Source organism: Citrobacter telavivensis, from assembly GCF_041807075.1.
Lineage (GTDB): Bacteria > Pseudomonadota > Gammaproteobacteria > Enterobacterales > Enterobacteriaceae > Citrobacter_A > Citrobacter_A telavivensis.
In genome coordinates this window covers 178,418-190,698 of sequence record NZ_JBGUBF010000004.1, presented here as the reverse complement: position 1 = coordinate 190,698, position 12,281 = coordinate 178,418, and the positions used below count along the sequence as shown (strand labels likewise).

Below are 12,281 nucleotides of genomic sequence, written 5' to 3'. Positions count from 1 at the left end.
GATTTACCATGCATATAAAATAAGAAAAAGAGTAAAGATTGAAATTAGGAAAACATAAAGGCACCGGGATAATGCGGAAGAAACGGGTGCCTGCGTGATGTGGTATTATTCACAGCACGATAAATCATAAATTTTTAATGACGAATGCAATATAAACATAAGAAACACCAACAAACAATCATGCGTTTAATGAATAAAAGAGTAAATTTTAATTGACTATCTATATTACTCACGCGTTAACGCTTAACATTAGTTAATCAATAATATTCCTCAAGCAGATATCAATTGATTAGCACCATCAATAAAACCTTTAAAATCATGCGGATAAAAAATAAATCACAGTGCTCTGCATACAAGATTTCGTTATGTTAATTGAAAAAAATCATGCTCAATTATGTCAAACGATGAAAAGTGTGAATACGCTCTCGTTTTTTAATAGGGAGTAATGGAAAAAATTCAGCACAATTAGCTAAAGTTATCCGTCCATTTCTTTACGCCCTTGAGGGTGTTTTCGCGCAGCGGGGTTGACATCAGCCAGCGTATCCAGTACCACTAAAAGCATATCGCATTCGCCTGGAGTTGATTTAATGATTCGTATCGCTCGCTTTAACGGTCTACTACTACTAAACGCATCTTCGTTGCGCGGTAGACTGGTGAGCGGCATTCAGCATTAAGTCGTATCCAGTAAGATAAAAAACCCGCGCCGTTGCGCGGGTTTTTTTATGCTCGAAGCAAGGCGCCCTAAAGACTAAGGACCTAAAACATGAGCCAGCAAGTCATTATTTTCGATACCACTTTACGCGACGGTGAACAGGCGTTACAGGCAAGCCTGAGTGTGAAAGAGAAGCTGCAGATTGCGCTGGCCCTTGAGCGTATGGGTGTTGACGTCATGGAAGTCGGTTTCCCGGTCTCGTCTCCCGGCGACTTCGAATCCGTACAAACCATCGCCCGCCAGGTCAAGAACAGTCGGGTTTGTGCATTAGCCCGCTGCGTGGAAAAAGATATCGACGTCGCGGCTGAGTCGCTGAAGGTCGCCGAAGCTTTCCGTATTCATACCTTTATTGCCACCTCACCGATGCATATCGCCACCAAACTGCGCAGCACGCTGGATGAAGTGATTGAGCGTGCTGTCTATATGGTGAAACGCGCACGTAATTATACCGACGACGTCGAATTCTCGTGTGAGGATGCTGGCCGTACGCCTATTGCCGATCTGGCTCGCGTCGTGGAAGCCGCCATCAATGCTGGCGCAAAAACGATCAATATTCCTGACACCGTCGGCTACACCATGCCCTTCGAGTTCGCCGGCATTATCTCCGGCCTGTATGAGCGCGTGCCAAACATCGATAAAGCGATCATCTCTGTCCATACCCATGACGACTTAGGTCTGGGTGTCGGCAACGCGCTGGCTGCGGTCCACGCGGGTGCGCGTCAGGTTGAAGGCGCGATGAACGGGATTGGTGAGCGTGCGGGCAACTGCTCGCTGGAAGAGGTGATCATGGCGATTAAAGTTCGTCAGGACATCTTGAACGTCAACACCCGCATTAACCATCAGGAGATCTGGCGTACCAGCCAGTTAGTCAGCCAGATCTGCAACATGCCGATCCCGGCGAACAAAGCCATTGTCGGCAGCGGCGCGTTTGCCCACTCCTCCGGGATCCACCAGGATGGCGTGCTGAAGAACCGAGAAAACTACGAAATCATGACGCCGGAATCCATCGGTCTGAATCAGGTGCAACTGAACCTGACCTCCCGTTCCGGGCGCGCGGCGGTGAAACACCGTATGGATGAGATGGGCTATAAAGAGAGTGAATACAGCCTGGACAATCTGTACGACGCCTTCCTGAAGCTGGCCGATAAGAAAGGTCAGGTGTTCGATTACGATCTGGAAGCGCTGGCGTTTATTGGCAAGCAACAGGAAGAACCCGAGCACTTCCGCCTGGATTATTTCAGCGTCCAGTCCGGTTCTAACGATATTGCCACCGCCTCCGTCAGGCTGGCCTGCGGCAGTGACGTAAAAGCCGAAGCGGCTAACGGTAACGGTCCGGTTGATGCGATTTACCAGGCGATCAACCGTATTACCGATTACGACATTGAGCTGGTGAAATACAGCCTGTCCGCCAAAGGGCACGGTAAAGACGCTCTGGGTCAGGTGGATATCGTCGCGAACTATAACGGACGTCGCTTCCACGGCGTCGGTCTGGCGACAGACATTGTTGAATCTTCCGCGAAAGCGATGGTGCACGTGCTGAACAACATCTGGCGTGCGGCAGAAGTCGAAAAAGAGTTGCAACGTAAAGCTCAGAACAACGAGAACAACAAGGAAACCGTGTGATGTCGAAGAATTACCATATTGCTGTTTTGCCGGGCGACGGTATTGGTCCGGAAGTGATGGCGCAAGCCCTGAAAGTCCTGGAAGCGGTTCGTCATCGATTTGAGATGCGCATTACCACCAGTCGTTATGACGTCGGCGGCGCGGCGATCGACAACCACGGTGAACCGCTGCCGAAGGCGACGGTGGAAGGGTGCGAACAGGCCGACGCCGTTCTGTTTGGCTCCGTAGGCGGCCCGAAATGGGAACATCTGCCGCCTGACAGTCAGCCGGAGCGCGGCGCGCTGCTGCCGCTGCGTAAACACTTCAAACTGTTCAGCAACCTGCGTCCGGCAAAACTGTATCAGGGGCTGGAAGCCTTCTGCCCACTGCGCGCCGACATCGCCGCAAATGGCTTCGACATTCTGTGCGTCCGCGAACTGACCGGTGGCATCTACTTCGGTCAGCCAAAAGGTCGCGAAGGCAGCGGCCAGCATGAAAAAGCGTTTGATACCGAAGTCTATCACCGCTTTGAAATTGAACGTATCGCGCGCATCGCGTTTGAATCCGCGCGTAAACGCCGCCGTAAAGTGACTTCTATCGACAAAGCGAACGTTCTGCAAACCTCTATTTTGTGGCGTGAAATCGTCAATGAAATCGCCAAAGAGTATCCGGACGTTGAGCTGGCGCATATGTATATCGACAACGCCACCATGCAGTTGATTAAAGACCCGTCACAGTTCGATGTGCTGCTGTGCTCTAACCTGTTTGGCGACATTTTGTCTGACGAATGCGCAATGATCACCGGCTCAATGGGCATGTTGCCCTCCGCCAGTCTGAACGAGCAGGGCTTTGGTTTGTATGAACCCGCGGGCGGCTCCGCGCCGGATATTGCCGGCAAGAATATCGCCAATCCGATTGCGCAAATTTTGTCGCTGGCGCTGCTGCTGCGCTACAGCCTTGATGCCGATGACGCAGCATCCGCCATTGAACGTGCGGTTAACCGCGCATTAGAAGAAGGTATCCGCACCGGTGATTTAGCCCGTGGCGCGGCGGCCGTCGGTACTGATGAGATGGGCGACATCATTGCTCGCTACGTCGCACAAGGGGTGTAATCATGGCTAAAACGTTATACGAAAAATTGTTTGATGCGCACGTAGTCTATGAAGCGCACAACGAAACCCCGCTGCTGTATATCGACCGACATCTGGTGCATGAAGTGACCTCTCCGCAGGCGTTCGACGGTCTGCGTGCGCATGGTCGTCCGGTTCGTCAGCCGGGCAAAACCTTTGCCACGATGGATCACAACGTCTCTACGCAGACCAAAGATATCAATGCGTCCGGTGAAATGGCGCGTATCCAGATGCAGGAGTTGATTAAAAACTGCAACGAGTTTGGCGTTGAATTGTACGATCTGAACCACCCGTATCAGGGTATCGTTCACGTGATGGGGCCGGAACAAGGCGTGACCCTGCCGGGAATGACCATCGTTTGTGGCGACTCGCATACCGCAACCCACGGTGCCTTCGGTGCACTGGCGTTCGGTATTGGCACCTCCGAAGTGGAGCACGTCCTGGCGACCCAAACCCTGAAACAGGGCCGCGCCAAAACCATGAAGATTGAAGTCAACGGCACCGCCGCGCCGGGGATCACTGCGAAAGATATCGTGCTGGCGATTATCGGTAAAACCGGTAGCGCCGGTGGGACCGGTCACGTCGTCGAGTTTTGCGGCGATGCCATCCGTGCCCTGAGCATGGAAGGCCGTATGACCCTGTGCAACATGGCTATCGAAATGGGTGCCAAAGCCGGATTAGTTGCCCCGGATGAAACCACCTTCAATTACGTCAAAGGTCGTCTGCACGCGCCGAAAGGCAACGATTTCGATGACGCAGTCGCGTACTGGAAAACACTGCAAACCGACGCTGATGCAAGCTTTGATACGGTTGTGACCTTACAGGCAGAAGAGATTGCCCCGCATGTAACCTGGGGAACCAACCCGGGCCAGGTCATCGCCGTTACCGACAACATTCCCGATCCGGCGTCCTTTACCGATCCGGTTGAACGCGCCAGTGCCGAGAAAGCGCTGGCCTATATGGGCCTGAAGTCGGGCGTACCGTTAACGGAAGTGGCGATTGATAAAGTGTTCATCGGCTCGTGCACCAACTCGCGTATTGAAGATTTGCGCGCCGCCGCGGAAGTCGCCAGAGGCCGTAAAGTCGCGCCGGGCGTCCAGGCTCTGGTGGTTCCAGGCTCCGGTCCGGTGAAGGCGCAGGCAGAAGCAGAAGGGCTGGATAAGATCTTTATCGAAGCCGGTTTCGAGTGGCGTCTGCCGGGTTGCTCCATGTGTCTGGCAATGAACAATGACCGCCTGAATCCAGGTGAGCGCTGCGCGTCGACCAGCAACCGTAACTTTGAAGGTCGTCAGGGTCGCGGTGGGCGTACCCATCTGGTCAGCCCGGCGATGGCCGCTGCCGCTGCCGTTACCGGTCATTTTGCCGATATTCGCAGCATCAAATAAGGAGACTCCCATGGCAGAGAAATTTACCCAACATCAAGGCCTGGTTGTCCCACTGGATGCCGCCAACGTCGATACCGACGCCATCATTCCTAAGCAGTTCTTGCAGAAGGTTACCCGCACCGGTTTTGGCGCGCACCTGTTCAATGACTGGCGTTTTCTGGATGAGAACGGCCAACAGCCGAATCCGGAGTTCGTCCTGAATTTCCCGGAGTATCAAGGGGCCTCGATTCTGTTGGCGCGTGAGAACTTCGGCTGCGGCTCTTCCCGTGAGCACGCGCCGTGGGCGCTGACGGACTATGGCTTCAAAGTAGTGATTGCGCCGAGCTTCGCGGACATCTTCTATGGCAACAGCTTTAACAATCAGCTGTTGCCTGTGAAGCTGAGCGACGATGAGGTGGATGAGCTGTTCAACCTGGTCAAAGCCAATCCGGGGATTACATTTGAAGTGGACCTGGTCGCGCAGGTAGTGAAAGCAGGCGATAAGTCTTACAGCTTTAAGATCGACGACTTCCGCCGCCACTGCATGTTGAACGGTCTGGACAGCATCGGGTTGACGCTGCAGCACGAAGATGCGATCGCCACCTACGAAGAGAAACAGCCCGCGTTTATGCGCTAAGTCCGCCATGCCGGATGCGCTGCGCTTATCCGGCCTACGAATTTCTGTAGGTCGGATAAGGCGTTAGCCGCCATCCGGCAATCCATAAATCAAACGTCTTTCACCCGCCCGGTCATCACCAGCGTCACCAGCGAAATCGCCGCAATCACCCAGTACACCGCGAAGTGACCGTAGCTCTGCGCGACAGCCCCCTGGATAACCCCTGCCAGAATGACGCCAGTCGAAATGCTGTTGGTAAATAACGTTGTCGCCGATCCGGCCCTACCCGGCATCAGATCCTGAAACCAGAGCATTCCAATACCGGCAATAATGCCGATAAACACGGCATTGAACAGCTGCAGGATAAGCAGCGCCCGATGGCTATGGAAGAAAATCAGCCCGAGATAAAACAACACGCCCGCTGCCACGGCGGTAACCATCATCCGTCGCTTGCCGAAGCGTTTGACGTAAAAGCCAGCAAGGATCATCGCCGGGATTTCTAGCCCTGCAGCGGTCCCCATCAGGATCCCGGCAAGCTTATCCGGCAGCCCAAGCTCTGCGCTAATCCATAGCGGCATATCGATGATGTACATGGTGTTGCAGGTCCACATCAGCGTGGAGGCAATAAACAGCATGCGGACGTTTTTATCCTGCCAGCCACCGGCCTGGCTGACCGGCACATCCGCAGGTTGTTCAACGCGGGCGACGGATGGCAGCATAAAGGCAATCAGGATGAAACTGAGCGCAAAAATCGTGGCGGCAATCGAAAACATCATCATGAAGCCATAATTCAGCGCCAACATGAATGCCAGCGGCGGGCCAATCACCCACGCCAGTGAAAGCTGTGCACGCATCACCGAACTGAACATCACCACTTCACGCGCCGAGCTGTCGGCATATTCCCGTGCCAGGGCGAACAGTTGCGGCATCGCGGTATTTGCCAGCGACGCCAGCAGTACGCCGCAGGTAATCAACGTCAGGTAGTGACGATTAAAGGCAAACAACAGCGCATTACCGACGGCCATCAGACAACAGAACAGAATCAGCTTGCGGCGGTCGCCCTGGCTGTCGGAGCGTTTTGCCAGCGCAAGACTCACGCCAATCCCGGCGATGGCGTTAACGGTATAGAACAGCCCCACCCAGAACGGCTGCGCCCCGACCTCGCGACTGAGAAACAGGCTCAGCGTCGGGGCCTGTAGCGCCCCTGCCACGCCCATCATAAATGCGACCAGCATAAACGCCGCGTACACACCGTTGAGACGTCGTCCCATCGCGATCAACCAGAGCATATTTATCCCTTAATACACACGTCATCCTTCAGGCTACCTCTGCGTTAATTACGCGCGCTCACCCCCAGTCACATACTTCTGGGGATTCACTCACTTGCCGTCTGGCCTGAATGATTTCGTATATAAACGAAGTCAAAACGAAAAAAGCCAGCAGATAATACCTGCTGGCGCGGTGATTAACACCAATACTCAGTCACACATGATGTCTGCTACTCCAGGGTCAGGCTGTCACCTCCCACTGCATCAGTTCTTCCAGCATCTTTAAGCGCTGCGGCGCGCTCAGGCAAGCCAACCAGGACAACCCTTCTGTCGCGGCAAAGTACTTCTGATAAAACTGGCGCATAGATGACCCCTTCATAGTGCTTCATCGGAATGTATTATTGGCCTAATATAGGGATAATAAAATTGCTGAGTTTTCCGCAGGAGTTCCCCTTTTATGTCTTCTGGCCGTCTGCAACAACAGTTCATCCGCTTGTGGCAATGCTGCGACGGCAAAACGCAGGACACCACGCTTAACGAACTGGCGGATCTCCTGAGCTGCTCCCGTCGCCATATGCGTACGCTGCTCAATACTATGCAGGAACGCGGTTGGCTGACGTGGGAAGCAGAGGTTGGACGCGGAAAACGTTCACGCTTAACTTTCCTGTATACCGGACTGGCGCTCCAGCAGCAGCGCGCGGAAGATCTACTGGAGCAGGATCGCATCGATCAACTGGTGCAACTGGTGGGTGACAAAGCGGCCGTACGGCAGATGCTGGTCTCCCATCTGGGCCGCAGTTTCCGTCAGGGCCGTCATATTCTTCGTGTTCTTTACTACCGCCCGATGCAAAATCTGCTGCCGGGCAGCGCGCTGCGACGCTCAGAAACCCATATTGCCCGCCAAATCTTCAGCGCCCTGACCCGCGTAAATGAGGAAAATGGGGAACTGGAAGCGGATATCGCCCACCACTGGCAACAAATTTCTCCCCTGCACTGGCGCTTTTTTCTGCGTCCGGGGATCCATTTTCATCATGGTCGTGAACTGGAAATGGACGATGTGGTGTCGTCCCTGACGCGCATTAACGTCTTACCGCTCTATTCCCATATCAGCGAGATCGTCTCGCCAACATCCTGGACGCTGGACATTCACCTGTCTCAGCCCGATCGCTGGCTGCCGTGGTTGCTGGGCCAGGTCCCGGCGATGATCCTGCCACGCGAATGGGAAACCCTGAGCAATTTCTCCAGCCATCCGATTGGCACCGGCCCTTACGCCGTGATACGAAATACACGTAATCAGCTGAAAATCCACGCCTTTGACGATTTCTTCGGTTTTCGGGCACTGATTGATGAAGTGAACGTCTGGGTACTGCCGGATATTGGTGACGAGCCGAACGGCGGTCTGACGTTGAAAGGTCCCACAGAAGATGAGAAGGCCATCGAAAGCCGCCTGGAAGAAGGGTGCTATTACCTGCTGTTCGACGCCCGTACCCATCGCGGCGCCAATCAGGAGGTCAGAGAGTGGGTCAGTCGCGTACTGTCACCGAGCAACCTGCTTTACTATGCCGATGAACAGTATCAGCGCCACTGGTTCCCGGCCTACGGTTTGCTGCCCCGCTGGCATCACGCTCGACCGGGCCACGGCGAGAAACCCGCCGGGCTGGAAACGCTCACGCTGACCTATTATCACGAACACATCGAACACCAGGTGATTGCGCAGATCATGAGTCAGCTGCTGGCTGAACATCAGGTGACGCTGGAAATTCAGGAGATCGACTACGATCAGTGGCATGCCGGGGAAATAGAGAGCGACATCTGGCTTAACAGCGCCAACTTCACCCTGCCGCTCGACTTCTCCTTGTTCGCGCATCTGTGCGAAGTCCCGCTGTTGCAGCACTGCATTCCGCTGGACTGGGAAGCCGACGCCGCACGCTGGCGCACCGGCGAGATGAATCTGGCCGCGTGGTGCCAGCAACTGCTCGCCAGCAAAGCGATTGTCCCGCTTATTCACCACTGGCTGATTATTCAGGGGCAGCGCAGTATGCGTGGCTTGCGCATGAACACCCTCGGCTGGTTCGACTTTAAATCCGCGTGGTTTGCCCCGCCCGATCCTTAATCCTTTTGATCTCTTCACGTAATCATTACAATGTGGCGTTCTCAACGGGGTGCTGCGCCAGAGGCGTGGGCTGAGAAAATACCCGTCGAACCTGATCCGGATAACGCCGGCGAAGGGATTTGAGGCTACCGCTCAAAATCCTTTGCCACTCTTCTATTGAGGTGCAAAGTGTTAAAAAAATGTCTTCCTTTACTGGTGCTGTGCGCAGCGCCTGCCTTCGCAAAACCGGTCCTGACCGTCTATACCTACGACTCGTTCGCCGCTGACTGGGGCCCTGGCCCTGCGGTGAAAAAAGCCTTTGAAGCCGACTGCAACTGTGAGCTGAAACTGGTGGCGCTGGAAGATGGCGTTTCACTCCTCAACCGTCTGCGGATGGAAGGGAAAAACAGCAAAGCCGACGTGGTGCTTGGGCTGGATAACAACCTGCTGGAAGCGGCGACGCAAACCCAGTTGTTCGCGAAAAGCGGTGTCGCCAGCGAGGCGGTCAATGTCCCTGGCGGCTGGAAGAATGACACCTTCGTTCCGTTTGATTACGGCTACTTCGCTTTCGTGTATGACAAAAACAAACTCAAAAACCCACCGAAGAGCCTGAAGGAACTGGTTGAGAGCGATCAGAAATGGCGAGTGATTTATCAGGATCCGCGCACCAGTACGCCAGGACTTGGGCTGATGCTGTGGATGCAGAAAGTGTATGGCGATAAAACACCGCAGGCATGGCAGAAACTGGCGGCAAAAACTGTCACCGTCACCAAAGGCTGGAGCGAAGCCTATGGCCTGTTCCTGAAAGGGGAAAGCGATCTGGTGCTGAGCTATACCACCTCTCCGGCGTATCACATCATCGAAGAGAAAAAAGAGAACTACGCGGCGGCCAACTTTAGCGAGGGCCATTACCTGCAGGTGGAAGTTGCCGCGCGTACCGCGGCCAGTAAGCAACCTGAACTGGCGGAAAAGTTTCTCAAATTCATGGTCTCACCCGCGTTTCAGACTGCAATCCCGACCGGCAACTGGATGTATCCGGTGGTGGATGTCCCCCTGCCCGCCGGGTTCGAACAGTTGACTAAACCCGCGACCACGCTGGAATTCACGCCCGCAGAAGTGGCGGCACAACGTCAGGCATGGATTAGCGAATGGCAACGCGCCGTCAGCCGTTAATTGCTGGCTGGCTGGCTCCCGGCCTTTCCGCCGCCACGCTGATGGTGGCGGTAGCGCTGGCGGCCTTTCTGGCCCTGTGGTTCAACGCGCCGCAGGCGGCGTGGTCCTCGCTCTGGCAGGACAACTACCTGTGGCACGTGGTGCGCTTTTCCTTCTGGCAGGCTTTCCTGTCGGCGGTGCTTTCTGTCGTTCCGGCCATCTTCCTTGCTCGTGCGCTGTACCGACGCCGCTTTCCGGGGCGTCTGGCCCTGCTGCGCCTGTGCGCCATGACGCTAATCCTCCCGGTGCTGGTCGCAGTATTTGGTATTCTCAGCGTCTATGGACGCCAGGGGTGGTTAGCCACGCTCTGGCACATGCTCGGGATGGAGTGGACCTTCTCGCCTTACGGCTTGCAGGGCATTCTGCTGGCCCACGTCTTTTTTAATATGCCGATGGCAAGCCGCCTGCTGTTGCAGTCGCTGGAAAATATCCCCGGTGAACAGCGTCAGTTGGCCGCACAATTGGGTATTCGCGGCTGGCAGTTCTTCCGTTTTGTTGAGTGGCCGTGGCTGCGCCGCCAGATACCACCGGTCGCCGCGTTGATTTTTATGCTCTGTTTTGCCAGCTTTGCTACCGTCCTGTCGCTGGGCGGCGGGCCGCAGGCGACGACCATCGAACTGGCGATTTATCAGGCGCTGAATTTCGACTACGATCCCGCCCGCGCCGCCATGCTGGCGCTGATCCAGATGGTGTGCTGTCTGGGGCTGATGCTCCTCAGTCAACGATTGAGTAAAGCTATCGCGCCAGGCACCACGCTGGTGCAGGGATGGCGCGATCCGGACGATCGGCTGTACAGCCGTTTAACCGATGCCTTGCTGATCGTTATCGCGCTTCTGCTGTTGCTCCCCCCCCTGCTGGCCGTGATGGTCGACGGGGTGAATCGCCATCTGCTGGACGTGCTTGCGCAGCCCATTTTGTGGCAGGCGGTGTGGACCTCGCTGCGCATTGCGCTGGCTGCGGGTCTGCTGTGCGTGATCCTGACAATGATGCTGCTGTGGAGCAGTCGCGAACTGCGCGCCCGTCAGCAACTGCTGGCAGGACAAGCGCTGGAGCTAAGCGGTATGCTTATTCTCGCGATGCCGGGCATTGTGCTGGCCACCGGTTTCTTCCTGTTGCTCAACAACAGCATCGGCCTGCCGGAGTCCGCTGACGGTATCGTGATTTTCACCAATGCGCTGATGGCCATTCCCTACGCCCTGAAAGTGCTGGAAAACCCGATGCGCGATATTACCGCCCGCTACACGATGCTGTGTCAGTCGCTAGGGGTTGAAGGCTGGCGGCGGTTAAAAGTCGTAGAACTGCGGGCACTGAAACGCCCGCTGGCGCAGGCGCTGGCCTTTGCCTGCGTACTGTCTATCGGTGATTTTGGCGTGGTGGCGCTGTTCGGCAACGATGACTTCCGCACCCTGCCGTTTTATCTGTATCAGCAAATTGGCTCTTATCGCAGTCAGGACGGCGCCGTCACTGCGCTCTTACTGCTGATCCTGTGCTTTATTTTATTTACCGTTATTGAGACGTTACCGGGGCGAAATGTTAAAACTGACTGATATCACCTGGCTTTATCACCACCTGCCCATGCGCTTTACGCTGTCCGTGGCACGCGGTGAACAGGTGGCAATTCTGGGGCCGAGTGGCGCTGGGAAAAGTACATTGCTGAGTCTGATCGCTGGTTTTCTCACGCCTGCCCGCGGCACCCTGCTGATCGAAGGGGAAGACCACACCACCACGCCGCCGTCACGCCGCCCGGTTTCGATGTTGTTTCAGGAAAATAATCTGTTCAGCCATTTAAACGTTGAGCAAAACATCGGGCTGGGGCTGGATCCCGGACTGAAATTAAGCGCCGAACAGAAAGAGAAGCGCCGGCATATCGCGCAACAAATGGGGATCGAGACGTTGATGGCTCGCCTGCCCGGCGAGCTTTCCGGCGGCCAGCGCCAGCGTGTGGCGCTGGCACGTTGTCTGGTGCGTGAACAGCCGGTTCTGCTGCTGGACGAACCGTTTTCAGCCCTTGACCCCGCCCTGCGCCAGGAGATGCTGACCCTGGTGAGCGATATCTGCCACGCCCGCCAACTGACGCTACTGATGGTTTCACACAGCGTCGAAGATGCGGCGCGCATCGCCCCGCGCTCAGTCGTCGTCGCCGACGGTCGCATCGCGTGGCAGGGTAAAACGGATGAATTGCTGAGCGGTAGAGCCAGCGCCTCAGCGCTGTTGGGGATTAAGGCTAACTGAAAGGGGTTGCTGAAAGGTGTTGCCGGATGGCGCTGACGCTTATCCGGCCTACG

The 12,281-nt window shown here is 55.5% G+C and carries 11 protein-coding genes and 1 riboswitch; of the genes, 9 read left to right on the top strand and 2 right to left on the bottom strand.

The features are described 5' to 3' along the window. Positions 1–587 precede the first annotated feature (587 nt). The 5 genes from leuL to leuD all read left to right on the top strand — a co-directional run bounded on the left by leuL (position 588) and on the right by leuD (position 5,445). On the top strand, positions 588–674 hold the full coding sequence (gene leuL, locus ACERJC_RS18060) for a leu operon leader peptide (protein ID WP_042323878.1): 87 nt from the start codon (positions 588–590) through the stop codon (positions 672–674). An 89-nt stretch (positions 675–763) separates the two neighbouring features. After that, positions 764–2,335 (top strand): 2-isopropylmalate synthase, encoded by a 1,572-nt coding sequence (leuA, locus tag ACERJC_RS18055; RefSeq protein ID WP_152405882.1) that lies wholly within the window; start codon positions 764–766, stop codon positions 2,333–2,335. Further along, positions 2,335–3,426: a 3-isopropylmalate dehydrogenase gene (gene leuB, locus ACERJC_RS18050; protein ID WP_373672195.1), complete on the top strand. Its 1,092-nt coding sequence runs from the start codon at positions 2,335–2,337 to the stop codon at positions 3,424–3,426. Before leuA ends, leuB begins: the two co-directional genes overlap by 1 nt. A gap of 2 nt (positions 3,427–3,428) precedes the next feature. Continuing rightward, complete coding sequence (gene leuC, locus ACERJC_RS18045) at positions 3,429–4,829, top strand: 3-isopropylmalate dehydratase large subunit (RefSeq protein ID WP_373672194.1); 1,401 nt, start codon at positions 3,429–3,431, stop codon at positions 4,827–4,829. A gap of 10 nt (positions 4,830–4,839) precedes the next feature. Further along, complete coding sequence (gene leuD / locus ACERJC_RS18040; protein WP_152405885.1) at positions 4,840–5,445, top strand: 3-isopropylmalate dehydratase small subunit; 606 nt, start codon at positions 4,840–4,842, stop codon at positions 5,443–5,445. 89 nt (positions 5,446–5,534) lie between these two features. On the opposite strand, the gene ACERJC_RS18035 is transcribed toward leuD, so the two are convergent. After that, complete coding sequence (locus ACERJC_RS18035; RefSeq protein ID WP_373672193.1) at positions 5,535–6,713, bottom strand: sugar efflux transporter; 1,179 nt, start codon at positions 6,711–6,713, stop codon at positions 5,535–5,537. 220 nt (positions 6,714–6,933) lie between these two features. Beyond that, the gene (gene sgrT, locus ACERJC_RS18030; RefSeq protein WP_042323887.1) at positions 6,934–7,056 is read right to left on the bottom strand and encodes a glucose uptake inhibitor SgrT; all 123 of its coding nucleotides are present in this window, start codon (positions 7,054–7,056) and stop codon (positions 6,934–6,936) included. A 93-nt stretch (positions 7,057–7,149) separates the two neighbouring features. Between sgrT and sgrR the strand changes: the two genes are divergently transcribed. The 4 genes from sgrR to thiQ all read left to right on the top strand — a co-directional run bounded on the left by sgrR (position 7,150) and on the right by thiQ (position 12,228). Beyond that, positions 7,150–8,805, top strand: coding sequence for an HTH-type transcriptional regulator SgrR (gene sgrR, locus ACERJC_RS18025; protein ID WP_373672192.1), 1,656 nt, complete (start codon positions 7,150–7,152; stop codon positions 8,803–8,805). Positions 8,806–8,840: 35 nt separating this feature from the next. Continuing rightward, positions 8,841–8,941: riboswitch (TPP riboswitch) on the top strand. Between the two features lie 32 nt (positions 8,942–8,973). Further along, positions 8,974–9,957 (top strand): thiamine ABC transporter substrate binding subunit, encoded by a 984-nt coding sequence (gene thiB, locus ACERJC_RS18020; protein WP_373672191.1) that lies wholly within the window; start codon positions 8,974–8,976, stop codon positions 9,955–9,957. Beyond that, positions 9,933–11,543: a thiamine/thiamine pyrophosphate ABC transporter permease ThiP gene (gene thiP, locus ACERJC_RS18015; protein ID WP_373672190.1), complete on the top strand. Its 1,611-nt coding sequence runs from the start codon at positions 9,933–9,935 to the stop codon at positions 11,541–11,543. The genes thiB and thiP overlap by 25 nt, the downstream gene beginning before the upstream one ends. Beyond that, positions 11,527–12,228 (top strand): thiamine ABC transporter ATP-binding protein ThiQ, encoded by a 702-nt coding sequence (gene thiQ, locus ACERJC_RS18010; protein WP_371896201.1) that lies wholly within the window; start codon positions 11,527–11,529, stop codon positions 12,226–12,228. The genes thiP and thiQ overlap by 17 nt, the downstream gene beginning before the upstream one ends. Positions 12,229–12,281: the final 53 nt, after the last annotated feature.